Origin of the sequence: Aquirufa beregesia (assembly GCF_011090385.1) — a bacterium.
Taxonomy (GTDB): Bacteria; Bacteroidota; Bacteroidia; order Cytophagales; family Spirosomataceae; genus Aquirufa; species Aquirufa beregesia.
This window is the reverse complement of sequence record NZ_SEWW01000004.1, coordinates 83,394-105,696: the sequence shown is the minus strand read 5'-3', so window position 1 is coordinate 105,696 and position 22,303 is coordinate 83,394. Positions and strand designations below refer to the sequence as shown.

Genomic DNA, 22,303 nt, shown 5'->3' with positions numbered 1-22,303 from the left:
TTAAAATTGCTAGGGTTGCCAGCGTTTGGAACGCTGTCAACCCTGTTACAAAAACAAAATAATCGAATTTTTTATTCAAGAATCTGATATATTTGGACATTCTCTCAAATTACCTATTTACTGATAATGATGTCCAAAATATCTCTTGCTTTCCTTGCCGTATTACTAGCATTTACTGCCTTTTCTTTCAAGCCCAAAAAAGAAAAATGGGTCTCCCTATTTAATGGAAAAGACATCAAAGATTGGACCGTGAAAATCTTCCATCATGAAGTGGGAGATAATTATGGTCAAACTTTTCGGGTGGAAGATGGATTGATTAAAGTACGGTATGACCAATACGACCATTTCAATAATCGCTATGGACATTTGTATTACAAAAAACCATTTTCCTATTATAAACTACGTCTGGAATACCGTTTTACAGGTATTTGGAGAAAAGATGCCCCAGATTATACCTTGAAAAACTCAGGTCTCATGTTCCATGCTCAAGATCCTAAAACGATCCTGAAAGAACAAGATTGGCCCATCTCGGTTGAAATGCAGTTCCTAGCCGGACTAGGCGATGGTAAACCCAGACCAACAGGAAATATGTGCTCCCCCGGAACCGATGTGTTCTATAACGGACGAATTGACCCACGGCATTGCATCAACTCCAGCTCCAAAACCTACGAAGGAGATCAATGGGTAAAAGCTGAACTAGTCGTTTTAGGAGATTCTTTAGTTAGTCACTACATCAATGGCGAAAAAGTTTTGGAATATGCTCAACCTCAAATTGGCGGAGGCGTAGCCAATGGCTATAATCTTGCCATTAAAATAGATGGAAAATTATTGAAAGAAGGATTTATAGCGCTTCAAAGTGAAGGTCAAGAAATCGATTTTAGAAATATCGAAATTCAGGTTTTACCTGTTCCAAAATCCAGAAAAAAATGAGGCAGAAAAAGACTCATGGACTACTTGCTTGTCTCCTTCTCCTATGTTCCATAGCTCAGGCGCAAACTCCCTTATTTGATGCCTCCGTCAAACGGGTCCTTTTTCTAGGGAATAGCATCACCTATGCCGCTGGATATGTCCAAGCCATAGAAGCCTACCATAAGGCCCATTTCCCCCAACAAAAAATTGAATTCATCAATGTGGGTTTACCCAGTGAAACGGTCTCAGGCTTGTCGGAAGAAGGCCATGCCGATGGACGATTTCCTAGACCCGACCTGCATGAACGATTAGATCGGGTTCTTTTACAAACCCAACCCGATATCGTCTTTGCTTCCTATGGCATGAATGATGGCATTTACCTCCCTCTTGACTCGCTTCGATTTCAAAAATTCAAAGATGGTATCCTATGGTTGCATGCCCAAATTGAGGCTCGAGGTTCCAAAATCATTCACCTAACACCCGCACCCTTTGATGAAACAAAAGGGAAGAAGCCAGGCTATGCGCAAGTCCTGGATCGCTATTCGGAATGGTTACTCCAACAAAAATCTTGGGAGGTGATTGATGTCCATTTTCCTATGCAGGATTTCCAAACCGCTCAGCAAAAAACAGATCCGAATTTTGCATTAGCCAAAGATGGGGTACATCCTGGCGAATGGGGACATTGGATGATGGCCCAATACATTTTAACCTATTTAGGTCAAAAAAACATACACCATTTTCCATCCATTACGGATGCTTTATCACCCATCAAAGACCCCAATACCTTTTATCAATTGGTCGTCAAACGGCATAATATCATGAAAGATGCATGGCTTAGTTCCACAGGACATCTTCGCCCAGAAATGAAAAAAGGGCTTCCATTGATGGAAGCCCTAGCTTTATCTTTAGAAATAGACAAACAAATAGAAGCTTTGCTCGCTCCTTAGTCGACCATCAATTGTTCAAACAAAAACAATTGGGAGGATTTCGGGTCAACTTTTACCCTCACGGCTTCCATATCTGCCTCACCAAAAACCTGCAAACGCGTAAAATTCAAAATTGTGGATTTTTTATCTGGCATCAATAATGGCTTCTCAATCAGCAAGCGATGAGAATCTCCATTGATCCATAAAACAGGTTTTCCATAAGCCCTTGTTAAGGCCGTCAACTTTTCCACGATTTGGGTAAATCCTGTGGGAACAGCTCCGTGGTAAAACATATCTGCTTGGGTGAAAAAGACCAAGCCCATTTTTGAATTTGCCTTCGCAAAAACTTCTTCCAACCACGCTTGATTGGCCTTTTCCCGCTCATTAAATTCCGTGTTATCGGCATTGGCTCCTTTCAAATTATTGTTGGACCCTACTAAGTGTATCGTGGCAAACTGTATCCCGCCATATTCCCAAGCATTGTTTTCTACATAGTTAGCAAAGGCTAGATTTTCCGACTGAGAAACCAGTTTTATTTTCTTCTTTCCAAAGCTCTCTTTCTTAGCAAAAAATACTTTTCTCAGCTCCTTCAATCGCTCATTGGCATCATATTCTCCCGCAGCTTTACGGTGACAATCCGTCCATTCATTATCACCAGGTGTATAGACCAATGGCTGATCAAATGTCTCAAAATACCGATGGATTTTATAAAAGTACTCCGTAGAACATGGAGTAGATCCTGATTTTATATCCCCCACATGGACACTAAAAACCGGCTTTTCTTGATTGATTTTTTTAATCACTCCTTCAAATCGACCATAATCTTCTGGCAATTTATAAGGCATATCCCCAAAGGCGATAAAATCAAATTTTTTGTTTTGAGCAATGCTGCTGAAACCCAGTAAAAGGCTGAAAAATAAGGTGAATAATAATTTCATAAGATAGGTTTATTGTTTCTGTTTTACTTTTTCAAAAGCGGTATCATAATCTTCCCTCAATGTCCCCATCACACGGTCCCAAAACAAGAGATACAAGCCATAATTCCCCTTAAAATATTTATGATGCTGGTTATGACTTACCGAGGTATTAATCCATTTGCCAATCCAAGATTTCGAAAATCCGGATGGATACAATTCCCAACCCAAATGTCCATAGGCATTGTAAATAATGGAAAAAAAGAAAAACAAATATAAGTGACTTTGATGTATGGGAATCGTAAAGACAAATAGCACAAAAACGCCCGTTTCTACGACGGACTCCAATGGATGAAAGGCATAGGCGGCCCATGGAGAGGGATTGGTAGACAAATGATGGACTTTATGCACCCATTTAAAAATAATAGGATGATGCATGATTCGATGAGCCCAATAAAAATAGGTATCGTGCATCAAAAACATCAGCAAATAGGCAAACCAATAATATCCCCAGCCCATGTCATCCATCCGGTCGTATAAGGTCGTATATGGCCGAACAGCAGGATTTTGAACAATGAAAATGGGGACTGCAGCAAAAAGGATGATGGTTCCTAGAGAATACCCTATTTCACGTAAGTAATCGTTTAATTTGGGATAAGCTGTTTGTATTTTTTTGCTGGCAAATCCCTTTTTGAAAAGAACATAGAAAATCAAGAAATAAGCTCCTGCTACTAAATAATATCGACTACCAATACTAAAAGCTATTTGAAGAAATTTTTCTACGGTCATAGGTTTAATTTTGCCTAGTAAAAATATGGAATTCAAGTGGCTTTAAAAACTTTAAAAGAGCGAATTCAAGCTCATTCCCTTAATTTTAAAATTTTTGAAACAGAAAAGCCTAGATTAGCGTTACCATTAAGCTTCCTTTCACCATCACATGAGTCAAGAAAATAAAAGAGCTTTCTATTTTAAACTCTATGAGCCTGAGAATCAGAGCCCTTTCGATAAGCTTTTTGCGATTTTCAAAGAATTGATTGTTCATACTTCCGGTGATTTGGATGAAGCTCTCGACTGGCTTCGGGAATTAGATAAAGAATATCAACTGACGGATGAGGCCTATACCATCGACGATTTTATTGAAGACCTGAAAAAAAGAGGCTATATCCGTGATGAAACCAAAGAGGACGGAAGTTCGGGTTTAGGCATTACTGCCAAAACAGAAAGAGCCATTCGACAACAAGCCTTAGATACTATTTTTGGCGACTTGAAACGCAGTGGTTCTGGGAATCATAAAAGTAAACATCCGGGTAGCGGCGATGAACATACCGGCGAGTTTCGGGAGTATCGTTTTGGGGATAGTTTAGAAAAAATATCTTTGACAGAAAGTTTGAGAAATGCCCAAATCAACCACGGCATGGACCAATTCCAATTAAGTGAAGAGGACTTGGTGGTGGAGGAATCCCTACATAAATCTCAAATGAGTACCGTGCTAATGATTGACATCAGTCATAGCATGATTTTGTATGGAGAAGACCGCATTACTCCTGCCAAAAAAGTAGCCATGGCTTTAGCCGAGCTCATTACCACACGTTATCCTAAAGACACCTTGGATATTTTGGTTTTTGGGAATGATGCCTGGAGTATTTCCATCAAAGATTTGCCCTATCTCAAAGTGGGGCCCTACCATACCAACACGGTAGCTGGTTTACAGTTGGCCATGGATATTTTGAGAAGAAAAAGAAATACCAACAAACAGATCTTTATGATTACCGACGGTAAGCCAAGCTGTGTCAAATTGCCCAACGGCGAATATTACATGAATAGCAATGGCCTCGATGAATACATTGTTGATAAATGCTATACTCAGGCTCAGCAAGCCCGAAAATTACATATTCCCATCACCACCTTCATGATTGCGCGAGATCAATATCTTCAACGCTTTGTGAATGAATTTACCCAAGCCAATCAAGGAAAAGCATTTTATACCGGATTAAAAGGATTGGGAGAAATGATCTTTGAAGACTACGAAACGAATCGAAAAAAACGCATTAAATAAAGCCACATGCCAATGAACACAATTGCCACTTTAGGAGAGCTAAAAAAATCAGGATATACCAGCAGAGGCATCAAAGATGAATTAAGACAAAATTTGATTGCTAAAATCAAAGCGGGACAAACGCCATTTGAAGGAGTGCATGGTTTTGAACATACCGTTATTCCTGAATTAGAAAGAGCTATTTTATCGCGACACAACATCAACCTGCTAGGACTACGTGGACAGGCTAAAACGCGCTTAGCACGTTTGATGGTCAGCCTTTTGGATGAATATATTCCCTTTGTTAGTGGTTCAGAAATCAATGATGACCCTTTTCAGCCCATCTCTCGGTTTGCCAAAGATTTGATAGCCGAAAAAGGCGATGCTACGCCTATTTCTTGGTTGCACCGTGATGACCGTTTCTTCGAAAAACTAGCCACTCCTGATGTGACCGTGGCCGACTTGATTGGGGATGTGGACCCCATCAAAGCTGCTAATTTGAAGTTGTCATATGCCGATGACCGAGTAATACATTTTGGTATGATTCCTCGGGCCAATCGCTGTATTTTCGTCATCAATGAATTGCCCGATTTACAAGCCCGTATCCAAGTGGCCTTGTTCAATATTTTACAAGAAGGTGATATACAAATCCGAGGCTTCAAATTGCGCATGCCCTTGGATTTGCAATTCATTTTCACGGCTAACCCTGAAGATTATACCAATCGTGGAAGCATCGTAACTCCATTGAAAGACCGTATTGGATCTCAAATCTTAACGCATTATCCAGAGAGTATCGAAATTGCCAAAACCATTACGGCCCAAGAAGCCAAGCTGGAAAAAGAACAAAAAGACCGCGTCTATGTTCCTGAATTGGCCATGGATATTTTGGAGCAAATCAGTTTTGTGGCGAGAGATAGTGAGTTTGTAGATGCCAAAAGTGGTGTTAGTGCGCGTATGAGCATTACCGCCTTAGAAAACCTGATGAGTGCTGCCGAAAGACGTTCCCTACGTGCCGGAGATGATCATACCACCTTACGATTGTCGGATTTTATGGGAATCGTTCCTTCCATCACAGGAAAGGTGGAGCTGGTCTATGAAGGAGAACAAGAAGGAGCGGCAGAAGTAGCTCAACAATTGATTAGCCAGGCAGTGCACCATTTTTTCCCGAACTATTTCCCTAAGATAGAAAAGCTGCACAAAAAAGATTTGGTCAGTCCTTACAACCCGCTTTTGGAATACATCTTTACGGAAGGCGGCGTGGTGATTACGGATGATTGCTCGGATTCAGAATACCAAAGCAGCTTAGACTCCATCAAACCTTTGGATGATTTACTAAAGAAATACATCCCCAAAGTCAAAAAAGAAGACCGTTATTTCATGAAAGAACTAGTCCTTTGGGGATTAGCCGAATACCAAAAATTAAGCAAGGAAAGAATTACGGAAGGGTATCAGTTTAAGGATCTGCTTTGATAGGTGTTAGTTATTAGGGATTAGTGTTATGAATGAAAAAAATGTGGCTTGGAAAACATGGCGACTTAAAAAAGTAACTATTTCTTACTAAGAAAAAAAAATCAGGTGACTAAATAATTCAAAACCTACTGATTAAAACATTAAGAAACCAACAATGCATATTATTAAAAATAGGTTTAAATGGTAAATAAAAATCGTAATTTTGATTTCAAATGGCAAAAGCAGACTACATAGTATCGTTAATCAAATCTCATTACAACAATGAGCCAGAACGGTTCACGACTATGGCTTTGCAAATCGCTGCACATGAAGCCAAATTAGGACATACGCTTGTAGCTAATGAGATAAAAAATATTATAGACAAGACTAAGGAGGCAAAAAACAAAACAAAAGCTTTTGCTTCAGATTTACAAGGATTGATTTTAGAAAATGTACCTGCTGTAAATCTTGCGGATATGATTGCATCAGAAGATATCAAATCCAAAATCAATAGAATAATTTCAGAATTTGTTCAGCGTGATAAATTGCGTAAGCACGATCTAGAGAACAGAAGAAAAATTTTACTTTCTGGTCCTCCGGGAACAGGGAAAACTCTCACCGCTTCAATCATTGCCAATGAATTGAACTTACCGCTTTACACCATTCTAATGGATAAAATGGTGACAAAATTTATGGGCGAAACAAGTGCTAAATTACGCCAAGTGTTTGATTTAATAGAGCACAGACAGGGCGTTTATCTTTTTGATGAATTTGATGCCATTGGTGGTGAACGCAGCAGAGATAATGATGTTGGCGAAATGCGAAGGGTATTAAATTCATTTCTTCAATTCATTGAACGGGACAATTCCGAAAGCCTAATCATTGCTATCACCAATAATAAAGCTCTTTTAGACCAAGCTCTTTTCCGAAGGTTTGACGATGTAATTTTATACAACCTGCCAAGTATAGACGAAAAACGTGCATTGCTGAAAAACAGGCTTGTACAATTCACCAAAAAAATAAAATTTGACGACCTGTTGCCCAACATAAACGGCTTGAGCCATGCTGAAATATCACTTGCATGCATAGATGCCATCAAAGAAACTATCTTGAATGAAAAGCAGCCAATGAACAATCAATTAATTCTTAGAACAATCAAAGATCGTAATGCAGCGTACCACAAATAATTTGACAGAATGGCATTATACAATCACATCTTTATTTCAGGAATTGTAAACAGTGAAAATTATAGAGCGCCTTCAAGAATTGGTGCAAAACCACGTATTCCTTTACGTGATAGAGCAATCCAAGGTCAAAAACTTTTAAGTCAGTTTGATGCCATTTGGCAAACAAAAGAACTACTTCAACAACAACGTAGTGCAGAACAAATTTCCACAAGAGAAGGAACATATATTACTTTTACGAGTGCTGCCGACCAAGATTTGATTACCAAAAGTTTGGAAGACCTTAGAAAAGGCATCCGGTTATTGAACATAAAAGAAATTCTCGTTGGTGAAAATCAAACACAAATACGGGCAACGGTTTATGTTCCCAATGGAAAAGAGGGGCACTTCATCTCCAAAATTCAAAAATATCAGCAGGAAGAAACCCAAAAAGGAGACCCTAAAAATGCTCCTTTGGTCAATAGTATTGAAGACGTAAGCATTGCTTTGTTGGAAGGATTATGGACAGATAATCCTCAACACATTCCAACAGACAATGCGAAATGGTGCGAAGCGTGGCTAAACGTAAATACAAAAGAAAACCAAGAGCAGGAACAAATTGCACAGTTTCTTACAACACTTGAAAGTATTGGCATTGAAGTTAAACACAACAGCATCATATTTCCTGAAAGAGCCGTTTTACTTGTTAATGCAAATCGAGAGCAATTAATTGAGCTTATGTTGCGAAGCGATTTGCTGGCAGAGTTTCGAGCAGGGCAAGAACCCGCAGGATTTTGGGTAAACGAAAGCAGGGTTGGACAACAGGCTTGGGTTGATGATTTATTAAATAGAATTCAACTTGTTGAAAGCAACGTAAAAATCTGCCTTTTAGATTCAGGTGTAAATAACGGGCATCAGTTATTACAATCAATTATTGACGATACGAATACACTAACAGTTGATAACGCTTGGGGAACAGATGACCACGAGCCAAGAGCAGGACACGGAACGCTAATGGCGGGCATCGCAGGATATGGCCAAATTGAACAAGTGCTTGTTTCTGCCAATGTAGTGCTTCTAACGCATAAACTTTGTTCCGTAAAAATCCTACCCCGCCCCAATCAGGTACAAACTCCAAAAGAATTGTGGGGCGATATAACTTCACAAGGAATTGCAAGGGCTGAAATTCAAAACCCTAATATGGTTCTGGTTTATTGTATGTCTGTTACTTCGCATGAAGATACAGACAAAGGCAGGCCATCTTCATGGTCAGGAGCAATGGATAATTTAGCTTTTGGAGAGGGCGAAAATCAGCGATTGATAATTGTTTCCGCTGGTAATATCCGTGATTTTGAATCGTGGCGAAATTATCCCAATTCAAACTTTACTTCATCAGTTCAAAATCCTGCTCAATCTTGGAATACACTTGTTGCAGGAGCATACACCGAAAAAATTCAGGTGAATGATAGCAATTTTCAAAGTCACACACCGCTTGCCAATGAAGGAGAACTTTCGCCTTACAGTTCAACTTCTTTGATGTGGGAACGAAAGTGGCCAGTAAAGCCCGATGTAGTGTTTGAAGGCGGAAATTTATTAAGAGCGCCCGATAATAGCGTCACAGCGCATGAGGATTTGGAATTACTATCTACCTCAAGTTCATTCCAAACAAACCCATTTGACACCATTAACGCCACAAGTGCTGCGGCTGCGCAGGCATCGTGGTTCGCTGCAAAAATTACTTACAAATATCCAAACGCTTGGGCAGAAACAATCCGAGGTTTGATAGTTCATTCAGCTAATTGGAATCAAGCTATGCTTGCACAAATGCAAGTGCAACAAGGCAACAGAACCAGTTTCAGGAACTTATTGAAAACCTTTGGCTTTGGAATTCCCGATTTAGACCGTGCATTGTACAGTCAGGAAAGCGCATTGACATTCATAGCGCAGGAAACCATTCAACCGTTTAATTTCAAAGAAGTAAGTAGTACAGCCGAAACAAACGAAATTCATTTTTTCAATCTTCCGTGGCCAAGGAATTTATTGTTAGGTATGGGCGAAGTTCGTGTTAAATTAAGAATTACTCTTTCTTATTTTATTGAGCCGGGTGCAGGTGAAATTGGTTGGAAAGATAAGTATCGTTATCAATCACACGGTCTGCGTTTTGATGTTAATAATGTTGGAGAAAGCGAAGATGATTTTAGAAAACGTGTAAACATTGCAGCAAGAGATGAAAACGAAGAAGTAAACGGAAATGCAGGAAGTAATCGTTGGGCAATAGGAACGAATAACCGAAGCAATGGTTCAATTCATTCCGATTTTTGGGAAGGAACGGCAGCAGATTTAGCAACATGTAATCAAATTGCTATTTATCCTGTTATTGGTTGGTGGCGTGAGAGAAAGCATTTAGGAAAAGTAGAAAATCAAACTCGGTATTCACTAATTGTTTCACTAGATACTCCTGCACAAGATGTTGAACTATACACAACGGTTAAAAATATGATAGAGGTGCCAATTGAAATCCCTACTACTTAATTTGAACATTTAAACCAATCACTGAAAATATAAAATTAGAATCAACAATTGAGTTATTGAAATTGAAAACGTCAAATAGTCAATTTCTAAAATAATTCCTACAAGAAATTGGCGGTTCACAAGTTATATGTTTCTTCCAAAATTTCTGGGAACTAACGAGTGTAATATTTACTCTTATCTAGCGAACGAGGGTAAATTTTTAATTTTTTTACCCTCGTATAAAAAACGAGAGTAATTTGCTTAGGTAATTTTTAAATAAATACCTGAATTTGAATTGGACATAATTATCAGAAAACTATCTTCCCATATCAGAACAAGACACCACCCATTCTACATTTTTCATTCTACATTTCCTAATAAGTAACCACCTGCCCATCTTTCAAAAGACGTTCTTTCAATAAAGAATAAGGCACTTGCTAAGTGCTGGTTTTATATTTTTTCCAAAAAAACACAAACCAACCATTTGGCGAAAGCCAAAAATCCGCTTCTTACTATTTTCTATATAGATTTAAATGTTTTATATCAAATTTGTCAGGTAAATCCTGACTGATTGACTATAAATAATAATTTTTTATGTATTAAGTTATTCAAATTCATTATCTTTCATATCGTTTTAGTCAGGTTTATCCTGACATCGATACTATGAAAAACAAAAACATATCAACGCAATCAAGTACCCTTCTATCCTATTTCAACGGACAGAACAAGAATTGCTTTGACTATTCTGTAGCATTCAATGCCTTACCCAACTCTAAAGCAAGTACCATAAGGGAGTTACTTAGCGACATGACAAAGAGGGGTTTATTGATGCGATTGAAAGAAGGTCTATATTACATTATACCTTATGAGCAAAACGCCGAAACTTTTATGCCCGATTGGCATTTGATAGTAGAACACTTGATGAATGATGCCAAACATTACATCGGATATTATTCCGCTTTACAAATTCACAATCTAATTACACAACCATCACTGAAAGAACAAATTGTAGTTTCAAAACAAATACGACCATCGGAAATTAAAATTAAAAACGTTCCTTTTCAATATATCTATCACAACGAGAAACACTTTTTTGGTGCAAAGAAAATTTGGATTGACAGCTATCATCAAGTGCTTTGCTCAGACTTAGAAAAAACTTTTATTGATTGCTTGTTTAAACCCGATTATGCGGGTGGTATAGTTGAAGTGGCAAAAGCACTCTACATATCAAAAAACAACATCAACTACGACACATTACTCGAATACGCAAAGAAATTTGATTCGCAAGCCGTTATAAAACGATTAGGATTTCTTTTAGAAATGCTAGAAATCAACACTAGAATTATTGCAGATTTGCAGCATCTAAAAACGGCATCTTATGTGTTGCTTGATACTGAATTACCCAAAACAGGTAAACGAAACAGCCGTTGGGGTATTCAGCAAAATTTAGAAACAGACACCATTAAATCTGCTATTTACACATGATTAAACCTGGAGAAATACAACAAAAGGCAAATGCAATTGGTATACGCGACCACCAGATTGAAAAGGATTATATTCTTTCGTGGATTCTGTTTGGCATTGCAAAACACGAACAACTTTCAAAGGCTGTAGTATTCAAAGGTGGAACTGTTTTAAAGAAGGTATATTTTGAAAATTATCGATTCTCGGAAGACCTTGATTTCACTTTGCTGAATATCCAAATAAGCAACGAGCAAATTTTCCAATGGTTTACCGAAGTGTTTGAAATCATTAAAGAAGAAGCCAATATTCCACTTAACATCATTGATAACAATGAACACGAAGATGACGGTATAAATTTTTACATCAGTTACGTTGGTCCGCTTGGTGGACTAGGCAACAACAAACGGGTAAAAGTTGATATTTCACGTAATGAACAATTATTGTTTGAACCTGTTAAGCACAATGTTTTTATTGGGTATTCCGATTTGGAAGAATATAAACTGTTATGTTATCCTCTGGAAGAAGTATTGGTTGAAAAAATGCGTTCCGTCATGCAACGAATGCAAGCAAGAGACTTTTACGATATCTGGTATCTATTAGAAGAACATAAAATGGATGCCTCCTTTTATGTGAGAGAGTTTGATGCTAAATGCAAAAACAAGGGTTTACGGCACACAGATTTCCCGAAAAAATTGGAAGAAAGATTACCGCAATATAAAGGCAGGTGGAAAAACTCCATGAACGAACAAATAAAAGATCTGCCCGACTTTGATCATGTTGAAAGAGAAGTTCAACGACACATGAAAAAATTAAATTTATGACCTAGACAGTCACGAAATAGACCTTCATGGTTCATTTTTCATAGAGACCAATACAGACAAATTACTAAATCCATGGAAAGCATGGCAAATGAATTTGCCCTAGATGTAATTCCCCACACACACCAATTCTACATTTTTCATTCTAAACACTAATCCCTATTACCTAATAACTAATAAGAAACCACCTGCCCATCTTTCAAAAGACGTTCTTTCAATAGCGAATAGGGCACTTGCTGGGTACTGGTTTTTTGTTGGATGGCTAATACAGCGGCGGTGGCAGCTGATTGACCTAAAATCATGAAGACGGGTTCCATGCGGATCGATCCATAGGCGATGTGCGAACTGGAAAGACAAACGGGCACCAATAAATTTTGACATTCCTGCTCTTGGGGAACAATGGAGCCATAACTGATGGAATATGGTTTATCCGGATGCACACCAATATCTCCTTCATTTTGAACATAGCCTTCCGCCGTGACAAATCGCTGAGCATTATGCGCGTCCAAGGAATAAGACCCCATCCCTATCGGTTCTTCGATCTTCGTTTTTCCCAATGCATCCACCTCTTTCATCACGTATTTACCAAGCATTCTTCTCGCTTCTCTCACATACAATTGATGCGGCCAGCCTCCATTATCTTTAAACTCGTCTTTGGCCAATCCCCAGATTTTCATGCGATCCTGAACTTCCGAAGGCACTCTTGAGTCGTTTTGCAAGAAATACATCAATCCCTTTTGGTATAATTCATGTTCTTTGATGATGACTTTTCTACGTGCATAACTTGCCTCTGGATAATCATAATTTTTACCAATGAAATCGGTACTAAATGGTCCATGATTATTGGTGTCGGTCTTCCGATTGGGAATGGCATCAAACTTATCAAAGGTTTCTCGCCAACCGCTTTCAAAAACCCGGGCATACAAGGTATATCGATCAGGATTATATCCTTCAGGCTTAGGAAAAGCAATCCGATTGTCAGGATGATTACTCAAACACATCCGAAAACAATAGGCCTGAATTTTATGGTCTCCCGAACCATTGGCTCCCGGTTTTTCTGTTGAAACCTCAGGTAATAAGCCACTGCTAGGATCATTGACTACCTTAAATGGACTAATCTTTGATTTGAAATAATGTCCATGTTGAAATACTCCTACCTGCACCCCATTCCACTTTTCTCCATATACCGAATTCGCTTCTCTACCTACGTGGTATTTAACCCCAGCCATTGCCATCAAATCCCCTTCATAGGTAGCATCAATGAACATTTTACCAATAAAACGCTTCTTTGATAAGGTTTTAATCTCTTGAATTTTGGCATCTTGTAATCGGATACCTTGTCGACTGCGATCCAATAATTCCTCCCGCCAAACTTGAATTTGGTATTCTTTAACCAAATCTTCCATCACCTGCTCCGCGGCATGTGGCTCAAAAATCCACATGGTTTTATTGGCCCCATCCATGGCCACGGTTCCTTGGCCCTTATTGCCAAACTGTGATTTCTTTTCCCAAAGCCAATTTTCTTCCTTTTGATAATGCTGATAAATACGTTGATAAAACTCTCTGGATAAACCTCCTATCACCTCTTTGTTTCCAGTATCTGAAAATCCCAAACCGCCCGAAGTTAATCCTCCCAAATGCTTGTCGGGAGAAACGACGATAACAGTATGTCCCATTTTTTTTACTTGCACGGCAGCTATGATGGCCGAAGCATTGCCCCCGTACACAATCACATCAGCAGAATAAGTATTTTTTTGTGCCCAAGTAGGAAGAAAAATACTGCAAAGAAATACTACAATCAGAATCTTACAAGCTTTCATAATTTGTCAACATAAGATGAAAAAACTAGGCCAAAATCCCTTTGACCAATTTGCCATGAACATCGGTTAATCGGAACCTACGACCCTGGTATTTATACACTAATTGCTCATGATCAACACCCATCAAATGCAACAAAGTGGCCTGAAAATCATGCACATGAACGGGATCTTTGACGATATTATAACTGAAATCATCCGTCTGACCAAAAGTCGTTCCTGCCTTCACACCAGCTCCTGCCATCCACATACTAAAGCATTTAGGATGGTGATCTCTTCCATAACCCGTTGGCGATAATTTACCTTGAGAATAAACCGTCCTACCAAACTCGCCTCCCCAAATCACCAAGGTATCTTCTAGCATACCTCTCCGCTTTAAATCCATGATCAAAGCGGCCGTTGCCTGATCGGTTTGTTTACACTGATTAACGATATTTTTGGGTAAACTATCGTGATGGTCCCAACCTTGATGGTACAGCTGAACAAAGCGCACATCTTTTTCCAATAACTTTCTAGCCAGTAAGCAATTGGCGGCAAAACTTCCTTTATCTCGACTATTGGGTCCATACAAATCAAATACTTCCTGAGGTTCATCTGAGACATCCATCACTTCGGGCACAGAGGTTTGCATCTTGAAAGCCATTTCATATTGGGCTATTCGGGCATCTACTTCTGGATCACCCCAAGATTCATTTTGCAATTGGTTCAATTGCTTCAAATAATCCAACATTTCCTGGCGATCCTTGCCATCGTATCCTTCGGGATTTGACAAAAACAAAACAGGGTCTTTACTGGACCTAAATTGAACTCCTTGGTGCTCCGATGGCAAGAATCCATTTCCCCACAGTCGGGCGTACAGCGGCTGATCTTTGGAAGCATCCTTAGAAACCATGACAATGAAAGCGGGCAAGTTTTGATTCTCAGAACCTAAACCATAGCTTAGCCAAGAACCGATGGACGGTCGACCGGGCAATTGATGTCCTGTCTGAAAAAAGGTAATGGCTGGATCATGGTTAATTTGCTCGGTAAACATGGATTTGATGATACACAACTCATCCACAACTTGGGCGGTATAAGGCAATAAATCACTCACCCAAGTTTGACTTTGGCCATATTGTCTAAATCCATAAGCAGAAGCGGCCACTGGCAAAATGGCCTGATTGGCACTCATACCCGTTAATCGCTGACCTTTCCTGATAGAATCGGGCAAATCCTGACCCATCCGTTTAGTCAATTCCGGTTTATAATCCCAAGTCTCAAACTGGGACGGGCCTCCACTCATGAATAAATACACGACCCGTTTGGCCTTGGGGGCAATTCTAGGTAAGGCATCTAAGATTTGTTGTTCCAAAGATTGGCCTTGCGCTTGATGAGAAGCCAGCAAACCGTTCAAAGCTATCGCTCCAAAACCCATGGCCGTCTTCTTCAAAAAATCTCGTCGGTCTAGTCCCCGATTAAGCTTTTCCAAATCTGGATGCGATAAACGAAATGGATCGGAATGTCTATGTCCCATAATTTTATCGTTTAGTGATGCTAGCGTCTGAATTCATGATGGCACTGGCTACTACGGCATTGGCTGCCACTAGGTTTCCGTCCATATTTCCTTGTACTCGCTTCATTCCTGCTTGCAGCCAGCCTTTCGCTTTGCTTGCATCTTGCTGAAAACGGACTAAACTTTTTCTTTGTAAGTCGATTAGTAAAGCCAACTCCTTATCCGATGCTTCCCGACTTGTCAGTTTTTTAAAGGTTAATTGAATGGCCTTGGTGACATCTTTTTCGGTCGCCATTTGTTCTCCCAAAATCTTGGCTGCTTCCAAAAAGGTGGGATCATTCAAGCCTACAAGTGCTTGTAAAGGAGTATTGGTTTTTTGTCGACGTACCAAACAAGAGCTTCTGGCAGGGGCATCAAAAGTGGAAAGTGTAGGATTGGGCACGGAACGTTTCACCACTACGTATAAGCTTCTACGGTATACCGCTGAAGTGGTATCTTGTTTGTAATGTGAGCTATTGATTTCCCATAAACCATCGGGTTGATAAGGATACACACTTTTACCCCCGATTTTATTAACCAATAAACCGCTGGCCTGAAGGGCATTGTCTCGAATCATTTCCGCACTTAATCGGACGGAAGGCCCTCGAGCTAATAAGCGATTTTCCGGATCTTTTTCCCTTTGTTCAGCTGAGGCTTTAGAATCTTGTTGGTAGGTTTCCGACATCACCATTTGCTTCATCATTTGTTTGATATTCCATCCAGACTCTCGGAATTGGATAGCCAGGGCATCTAATAATTCGGGATGGGAAGGCATTTCACCTTGGTTTCCAAAATCTTCCGATGTTTTGACGATACCTGTGCCAAAGAAATTTTGCCAAAAACGATTCACCGCGACTCGAGCTGTTAACGGATTATTTTCATGGGTTAACCATTGAGCTAAACCGAGTCTATTCTTGGGCAAGTTGGAAGGGAATGGTAAAATCTTTTGGGGAGTATTCGGAAAAACTTCTACTCCTTTGGCATCGTATTGACCTCGTTGAAGCAAAAATGCCTTTTTAGGCTGGGGCATTTCTTGCATGATCATCACTTCCTCTATTTTCTCTGATGAATCCGCCAAAGCTGTTCGCCAATGTTTGATTTCTTTGGAAAAAGCTAATTGTGTGCTATCCAAATTTTGTTTGAAATATGCCCGAAAAGCTTCGCCTTGTGGGTTAGTCCATTGGTCCTGCGACTTGTATACCAACTCTTTCCAGGAAGCCCTTTGAGCCAAAACCTGAATTTCATAAGGAATAAGTTCTCGATTGTAAATCGCCACTTCATCGGCCTTCCCACCTTTAAAACCAAGACCGCGCCACCAGCCTCCAATTTGTAAACCTAATTCATTTTTGGAGAAATAAATGATGTCTTTATATAGCTGGTCAATGACCGTCTCCATGTCCGACTTTTGGCCATCTACGAACAAATTAAAACCTGCGGCTTGGGAAGAACCGTCATAAGTCAAAGCTAAATGAATCCATTGATCCCGCAGGATATCCGTTTTCATTACCTTATTGATGGCATTGGATGGAGCCGTATGCGCCATGTTTATTTCCAGTCGATTGTTTTTCAAATAGACGTGAAATCCTTTGAAATTATACAGTCGCTCTGCATTACTCTTATGAAAAATAACCCCTTCTTTCATGTCTTTGGGAATATTCACCCACATGCCAATAGTAAATGGCTCGGACTTTCTAAACACTCCAGCAGGACTTAAATCCGCATAAATATCCCCATCAAAAGCCAATCCTTGACCTTGCTTTCCTTTCACGTACACCGCTTGATCTCCTGTCTTCCCAGATTCTCTTTTGATCACGGCAACTTGCTTATCATTCAACTTATTTTTCAATGTCGCATCCAAATCAAAATAGGCCACCAAGCCCTGTTGAGGTATTATGTCTTCTGCCAATTTTTCATGGCCTTTGCTCTTAATCCAGTTTTGAAAAGGAGCATTGGAATTAGGACTTTGATTCATTTTTTCTTCTACGGTATGAATCTTGGTTTGAATGAATTTCAAAACCTCTTCTTTTTCTTTGGTCGGAAGCATCAAGGTTGGAGTAGGCAAATCATCCGAATAAGAAATTTGCCCCGCCTCTCGGACATTATTGAAAAAGCTGAATAGCTCGTAATAGTTTTTTTGAGAAATGGGATCGTATTTATGGTCATGACAACGAGCGCATCCCGTGGAAATAGCCATAAATGCTTCACCAAAAGTATTGGTTCGATCAATCACATATTCGGCCTGAAACTCTTCTTCCACAATTCCCCCTTCCGTATTTTGGGGATGATTTCGGTTAAATCCGGAGGCAATCAACATCTCTTTGCTCGGATTTGACATTAAATCTCCCGCCAATTGTTGTTGGATAAAAGTATCATAAGGCATATTGTTATTGAAAGCCTTAATGACCCAATCGCGGTAGGGCGACATATCTCGAATTCGATCCACCGTATATCCATGAGAATCTGCAAAACGGGCTAAATCCAACCAATCTACGGCCACTTTTTCGCCAAAATTAGGAGAAGCAAGCAGTCGATCTACTTGCTTTTCGTAAGCATTCGGGGTATTGTCAGCAAGATAATTTTCTAGTTCAGGAATGCTAGGAGCCAGTCCTGTTAAATCAAAAGAGAGGCGACGAAGCAACAGGGCTTTAGAGGCTTTGGCACTCATTTTCAATGATTCTTTTTCCAACTTTGCTTGCACCCAGAAGTCGATCACATTCATCCCCTTTTTGGATTCTGGGATAGCTTGTTTTACCGGTTTAACAAAAGCCCAATGAGGTTTATAAACAGCTCCATCTTGTATCCATTTAAGGAGTATCGCTTTTTCTTTGGCGGATAAACTCAAATGAGATTTCGGCTCTGGCATGACATAACTAGGGTCTTTGGAAAGAATACGATGGGCCAATTCGCTCTTCAGGAGATTGCCAGGTGTGATAGCCACTTTACCTGGGCTTTCAGGCAATTTGGCATAAGCATTTTCTGGCAAATCCAGTCGCAAGCCCGCCTTTTGTTTAGCTTTATCTGGGCCGTGGCATGCAAAGCATTTATCGGATAAAATGGGTTTGATATGAATATTAAAATCCAAAGCTGCAGGCAGCTGGCGGTATTCCAAAGCCACGTCGATTGGTAAAGGCAAGCTTTTAGGGGGCTTAGCAGCCATCAAAAAACAAAGAGGAAATATCAAAAACCAATACCTTTTCATACGCTATTTTATTGCTTTCAAACGATTTGTATCTGGCGGACTAAATTGGAATTTCCCTTCCACGATGCTTACATCAGGTCGAGCTTTCTTCAAAGCTTGTAAGCCTTCTAGACTGAGCTTACTTTGCCAAATATAAAGAACTTTTAATGCCTTCATAGCAATAATTGCTTTTATCCCTTGGTCAGAAATAGCTGTCCCATAGAGATTTAACTGCTCTAGGTGGGGTAATTGCTCTAAGCGCTCTAAATCAGCATCTTGAATATTACTTTGTTCCAGATTCACTTGTTGAAGGTTCTTAAAACTCATGAGCTCCCCCACTTGGATATCTTGTCGTTTCGTTAATTTCAATTGTAAGACATTGTTTTGGATTTTTTTAGCCGCTTGCCAAACCCTTAAGTCTAGGTGCTTGACATTGACAAAATTCAAACTCAATCCCGCAGGATCAATGGCCATTGGACTGACACTAAGGCCCTGTGACTTGGCTTCAAGAATCGCCGCTGGGTTGGCTGGTTCCAGAGGCAGCAGAGTCATTGTAGGCTGTTTTATATCCAATGCATGCATTGGATTTGCGGCATCCGACGGTAAAGTCTCGGTATGCGACTGTAAAGTCATTGCATGCAATGACTCTGAAAATGGTGCACCAATCTCAATCCATCTTTTAATGATGGCAATTTGCCTTTCATTCAATTGTTTTTTACCCTCCGGTGGCATGTGCAAATCATCGTCCTCTGGAAGAATTAAGTACTCATACAAATGACTTTTCAAAGGATTTCCTGCGAGTAGAATTTGGCCTTCTTTTCCCCCCTTTTTTATAAAAGCCTCGGTATCCAAGCGTAATTTGCCCTTCTGCTTTTTACTGGAATGACATTGAAAACAATGACTTTTTAAAATGGGTAAAACCTCTTGTTGGAAAGGGGTATTTTTTGCTGGACTAAGCACTTCCACGCTGGTATCTAGTGCTATTTTCCGTTGAGTTGAATCAAAGGATTGAATCAATTCCTTGGATGGAGGTGTTGTCTTTTTGTTAGCAAACAAATAATTAGCCCCATACGTCAATTCGCCACCAAAGTGACCCGTGATGGCTAATGCAACGAATAAAATAAGGCTAATGATTTTTTGATATGCTTGAAAAAAATAAAGACCAATGGCACAAATGGTCGTTCCTATTCCCCACCATTGATGTTGGACCACTTGGGAAGCATCATAATCCCCAGAATTGGACAAAAGATAACCAGAAATGGAAGCTAGAATAGCAGCTATGGCACCCAACAAAAGTATGGCTGAAATGGAAGATTGGTAATCGGTATTTCGAATAGATTGAGCCCAAATCATGACACAAGCTATGACCAATATCCCTATGGGAAAATGTACTAAAAAGGGATGTAAGTGGCCTAACAAATCAATCATCTAGGGAATTATTTATGGTCTACTAATTCCCTGCGCGACCAAGCCTCATCCATGGGACCACCTGTAGATTTTTGACCTTTATGTCGCCAAATTCCCTCTTGAATTTGAAATTCAAATGGGAGCTTTTTGCCAATACTAGAACTGGCTTTGGTAAAAAATATGATCTCTTCGGTATATGTATTTCCTAGTGTGCTATAATAGCCTCCGCCTGTGCCAAAAAATTGCTTGCTTTGAACATTGTAGGCAATCCATTGAAAAGCATTTCCTGTATGTATTTTCATGGTTCTCCTTGGGAAAAAAGGATTTGGTCTCCGAGACAACACATCATTTGAAAAATTTCCTACAATTATCCAAGCACCTTTCATTTTCCCCGCTTCCTCTTTGTCCATCTGAGTAAAAACTTGTTGTTCAATTTGAATTTGCCCCTTTTCCCTTTGAAATGTAAGCCTTTTCAGCTGTCCTACTTGTAATGAATCTTGTGAATTCCATTCTTGTTGAATTTCCAACTCCTTCTCTTTCACATGATATGTCCCACCGTAAGTAGCAATCAACTTATGGCTGTTTGTTTCAAACTGGGTAAGACTAACAATTTGATCTGTTACCAAGATCCATGTAGACACGTCTCCTTGCGTATTGGACCAAGAGCCTTCTATGAATTTTTGAGCTTGAACAAAAAAAGGATGCACGAACAGGGCACATACCAATAGGGCTCGCAGTAACTGTTTCATGATGGAAAAATAGGTTTTAAATCTGGCCTAATTTACAATCTTTTTCTGAATCCCCTAGCCTTAGGAAAGATGAATGAAGGAGGAATTATTGCTTAAATTTCTCGTAAATTAGCTATTTAAATCTCCCTATCATGGAAAACCAGTTTCAACAAAATTTTGAGAAGAAAAACTATACCGTTGAAGGGCTGCCCAAAGGAGAATATGAGGCTTGTATTTTTAAGCACTGTGAGTTGGCTCAGCTGGATTTGTCGGAATATTCGTTCATCGACTGTCAGTTCCACGATTGCAACTTAAGCTTGATAAAAATGGGGAATACGAAATGGCAAAATGTGTCTTTTGTGAATTGCCGCTTACAAGGTTTACATTTTGAATATGCCAACCCTTTTCTGTTTGAGGTGCACTTTGACCATTGTTTTTTAAATCTGTCTTCGTTTTATCAAAAACAAATGAAAAAAGCCCAATTTAAACACTGCTCTTTGCATGAAGTTGATTTTGGAAATGCCAACTTGAGCGAGGCTCTTTTTGAGGATTGCGATTTATTGAATGCTCAATTTGACCAGACCAATTTAGAAAAGACCGACTTCAGAACATCTTATCATTTTGAAATAAATCCACAAATTAATCGAATCAAAAAAGCCAAATTTTCGAAAAACAGTATAGCAGGTTTATTGACTAGTTTTGGCATCATCATTGATTAAATCAGCCATTATTTTCAAATGATGGTGGGTATGTATTCTCAAAAAATATTGGGTATCAACTAAATCCAATCAGATTTTTTTAAGGCCCTAATGATGGCAATCATCACCAGTAGGCTATGGTCAATATGCTAGCCAACGGACCCCTCAGAGATATGGGCTTTAGTCACATACATGTGGGACATGTTTTCTTTCAATTGTTGAATTTGCCTTTCTAATGATTCCATGGATCTTTTTTATATAATTGAAGTTGCTGTTGATCTCTTTCTATGCTCCGCTCAAAGGATAAACCTAAGCGCAACAACAAGCTGATGGAACGAACATTATGTTCTAAGGTGGTAGCGAAGATAGGCGCTTTATGATTAGCAAAATAATCATCCAACACCAGACTAGCAGCTTCATAAGCATAGCCCATGCCCGACTGGGAAGGTAAAAAAGCAAAACCGATGTCAGGCTGAGGTAAATAATCCCTTTGAACGATGGAAATGATACCTATTGGAATGTTAATGGATTGGAGAAAAACTACCCGGTAGTGAATGGCGGGATTATCGCGTAATTTGATGCTAAAATCCTCCGCTTCTTTAAGGGTTCTAACACCTCTATCGCCGATAAATTGCATAAACCCAGGAGTATTGAGTAATTCCAACAAGAATGGAGCGTCTTGAGGGCTAAGATCGTTGACATATAAACGCGGACTTCGTAAAATCTTGACACCCATAGACAAAGGGATGGGCCCC

At 39.6% G+C, this 22,303-nt stretch carries 17 protein-coding genes; 9 read left to right on the top strand and 8 right to left on the bottom strand.

Annotation, left to right across the window (positions count from 1 at the left end; genetic code table 11):
• Positions 1-129 precede the first annotated feature (129 nt).
• Both EWU23_RS07890 and EWU23_RS07885 read left to right on the top strand, forming a co-directional pair.
• Positions 130-930: a 3-keto-disaccharide hydrolase gene (locus tag EWU23_RS07890; protein WP_166230955.1), complete on the top strand. Its 801-nt coding sequence runs from the start codon at positions 130-132 to the stop codon at positions 928-930.
• Positions 927-1,856, top strand: a complete 930-nt coding sequence (locus EWU23_RS07885; protein WP_166230542.1) for an SGNH/GDSL hydrolase family protein — start codon at positions 927-929, stop codon at positions 1,854-1,856. Before EWU23_RS07890 ends, EWU23_RS07885 begins: the two co-directional genes overlap by 4 nt.
• Here the strand turns inward: EWU23_RS07885 and EWU23_RS07880 are convergent.
• Entirely contained in the window at positions 1,853-2,773 is a 921-nt protein-coding gene (locus tag EWU23_RS07880) for a metallophosphoesterase (protein WP_205753120.1), read from the bottom strand. The two genes, EWU23_RS07885 and EWU23_RS07880, sit on opposite strands and share 4 nt — an antisense overlap.
• Positions 2,774-2,782: 9 nt before the next feature.
• Complete coding sequence (locus tag EWU23_RS07875; protein WP_166230540.1) at positions 2,783-3,538, bottom strand: sterol desaturase family protein; 756 nt, start codon at positions 3,536-3,538, stop codon at positions 2,783-2,785.
• Between the two features lie 148 nt (positions 3,539-3,686).
• Between EWU23_RS07875 and EWU23_RS07870 the strand changes: the two genes are divergently transcribed.
• The 6 genes from EWU23_RS07870 to EWU23_RS07845 all read left to right on the top strand — a co-directional run bounded on the left by EWU23_RS07870 (position 3,687) and on the right by EWU23_RS07845 (position 12,192).
• On the top strand, positions 3,687-4,805 hold the full coding sequence (locus tag EWU23_RS07870) for a vWA domain-containing protein (RefSeq protein ID WP_166230538.1): 1,119 nt from the start codon (positions 3,687-3,689) through the stop codon (positions 4,803-4,805).
• Positions 4,806-4,811: 6 nt separating this feature from the next.
• A complete protein-coding gene (locus tag EWU23_RS07865; protein WP_166230536.1) occupies positions 4,812-6,254 on the top strand; it encodes an AAA family ATPase in 1,443 nt (480 codons plus the stop codon).
• Positions 6,255-6,466: 212 nt separating this feature from the next.
• On the top strand, positions 6,467-7,420 hold the full coding sequence (locus EWU23_RS07860) for an AAA family ATPase (protein ID WP_166230534.1): 954 nt from the start codon (positions 6,467-6,469) through the stop codon (positions 7,418-7,420).
• Positions 7,421-7,429: 9 nt separating this feature from the next.
• Positions 7,430-9,928: a S8 family peptidase gene (locus EWU23_RS07855; RefSeq protein ID WP_166230532.1), complete on the top strand. Its 2,499-nt coding sequence runs from the start codon at positions 7,430-7,432 to the stop codon at positions 9,926-9,928.
• Positions 9,929-10,570: 642 nt separating this feature from the next.
• Entirely contained in the window at positions 10,571-11,392 is an 822-nt protein-coding gene (locus tag EWU23_RS07850) for a type IV toxin-antitoxin system AbiEi family antitoxin domain-containing protein (protein ID WP_166230530.1), read from the top strand.
• Positions 11,389-12,192: a nucleotidyl transferase AbiEii/AbiGii toxin family protein gene (locus EWU23_RS07845; protein ID WP_166230528.1), complete on the top strand. Its 804-nt coding sequence runs from the start codon at positions 11,389-11,391 to the stop codon at positions 12,190-12,192. The genes EWU23_RS07850 and EWU23_RS07845 overlap by 4 nt, the downstream gene beginning before the upstream one ends.
• A gap of 170 nt (positions 12,193-12,362) precedes the next feature.
• On the opposite strand, the gene EWU23_RS07840 is transcribed toward EWU23_RS07845, so the two are convergent.
• From EWU23_RS07840 to EWU23_RS07820, 5 genes are read right to left on the bottom strand one after another with little or no spacing between them, the layout of a single operon-like run.
• A complete protein-coding gene (locus EWU23_RS07840; RefSeq protein WP_166230526.1) occupies positions 12,363-14,009 on the bottom strand; it encodes an FAD-dependent oxidoreductase in 1,647 nt (548 codons plus the stop codon).
• Between the two features lie 25 nt (positions 14,010-14,034).
• Entirely contained in the window at positions 14,035-15,519 is a 1,485-nt protein-coding gene (locus EWU23_RS07835) for a DUF1501 domain-containing protein (RefSeq protein WP_166230524.1), read from the bottom strand.
• Positions 15,520-15,523: 4 nt separating this feature from the next.
• Positions 15,524-18,736: a DUF1553 domain-containing protein gene (locus tag EWU23_RS07830; RefSeq protein WP_166230522.1), complete on the bottom strand. Its 3,213-nt coding sequence runs from the start codon at positions 18,734-18,736 to the stop codon at positions 15,524-15,526.
• Between the two features lie 3 nt (positions 18,737-18,739).
• Positions 18,740-20,143, bottom strand: coding sequence for a c-type cytochrome domain-containing protein (locus EWU23_RS07825; protein WP_166230520.1), 1,404 nt, complete (start codon positions 20,141-20,143; stop codon positions 18,740-18,742).
• 8 nt (positions 20,144-20,151) lie between these two features.
• Positions 20,152-20,871, bottom strand: coding sequence for a hypothetical protein (locus tag EWU23_RS07820; protein WP_166230518.1), 720 nt, complete (start codon positions 20,869-20,871; stop codon positions 20,152-20,154).
• 131 nt (positions 20,872-21,002) lie between these two features.
• Here EWU23_RS07820 and EWU23_RS07815 point away from each other — a divergent pair, with 131 nt between their 5' ends.
• Positions 21,003-21,569, top strand: a complete 567-nt coding sequence (locus EWU23_RS07815; protein ID WP_166230516.1) for a pentapeptide repeat-containing protein — start codon at positions 21,003-21,005, stop codon at positions 21,567-21,569.
• 211 nt (positions 21,570-21,780) lie between these two features.
• Here the strand turns inward: EWU23_RS07815 and EWU23_RS07810 are convergent, their stop codons facing one another.
• The gene (locus EWU23_RS07810; protein WP_166230513.1) at positions 21,781-22,284 is read right to left on the bottom strand and encodes a GNAT family N-acetyltransferase; all 504 of its coding nucleotides are present in this window, start codon (positions 22,282-22,284) and stop codon (positions 21,781-21,783) included.
• Between the last annotated feature and the right edge of the window lie 19 nt (positions 22,285-22,303).

Coding starts and splice junctions, on each gene's coding strand:
- EWU23_RS07890 (WP_166230955.1), top strand. CDS start 130: ATGTCCAAAATATCTCTTGCTTTCCTTGCCGTATTACTAGCATTTACT.
- EWU23_RS07885 (WP_166230542.1), top strand. CDS start 927: ATGAGGCAGAAAAAGACTCATGGACTACTTGCTTGTCTCCTTCTCCTA.
- EWU23_RS07880 (WP_205753120.1), bottom strand. CDS start 2,773: ATGAAATTATTATTCACCTTATTTTTCAGCCTTTTACTGGGTTTCAGC.
- EWU23_RS07875 (WP_166230540.1), bottom strand. CDS start 3,538: ATGACCGTAGAAAAATTTCTTCAAATAGCTTTTAGTATTGGTAGTCGA.
- EWU23_RS07870 (WP_166230538.1), top strand. CDS start 3,687: ATGAGTCAAGAAAATAAAAGAGCTTTCTATTTTAAACTCTATGAGCCT.
- EWU23_RS07865 (WP_166230536.1), top strand. CDS start 4,812: ATGCCAATGAACACAATTGCCACTTTAGGAGAGCTAAAAAAATCAGGA.
- EWU23_RS07860 (WP_166230534.1), top strand. CDS start 6,467: ATGGCAAAAGCAGACTACATAGTATCGTTAATCAAATCTCATTACAAC.
- EWU23_RS07855 (WP_166230532.1), top strand. CDS start 7,430: ATGGCATTATACAATCACATCTTTATTTCAGGAATTGTAAACAGTGAA.
- EWU23_RS07850 (WP_166230530.1), top strand. CDS start 10,571: ATGAAAAACAAAAACATATCAACGCAATCAAGTACCCTTCTATCCTAT.
- EWU23_RS07845 (WP_166230528.1), top strand. CDS start 11,389: ATGATTAAACCTGGAGAAATACAACAAAAGGCAAATGCAATTGGTATA.
- EWU23_RS07840 (WP_166230526.1), bottom strand. CDS start 14,009: ATGAAAGCTTGTAAGATTCTGATTGTAGTATTTCTTTGCAGTATTTTT.
- EWU23_RS07835 (WP_166230524.1), bottom strand. CDS start 15,519: ATGGGACATAGACATTCCGATCCATTTCGTTTATCGCATCCAGATTTG.
- EWU23_RS07830 (WP_166230522.1), bottom strand. CDS start 18,736: ATGAAAAGGTATTGGTTTTTGATATTTCCTCTTTGTTTTTTGATGGCT.
- EWU23_RS07825 (WP_166230520.1), bottom strand. CDS start 20,143: ATGATTGATTTGTTAGGCCACTTACATCCCTTTTTAGTACATTTTCCC.
- EWU23_RS07820 (WP_166230518.1), bottom strand. CDS start 20,871: ATGAAACAGTTACTGCGAGCCCTATTGGTATGTGCCCTGTTCGTGCAT.
- EWU23_RS07815 (WP_166230516.1), top strand. CDS start 21,003: ATGGAAAACCAGTTTCAACAAAATTTTGAGAAGAAAAACTATACCGTT.
- EWU23_RS07810 (WP_166230513.1), bottom strand. CDS start 22,284: ATGGGTGTCAAGATTTTACGAAGTCCGCGTTTATATGTCAACGATCTT.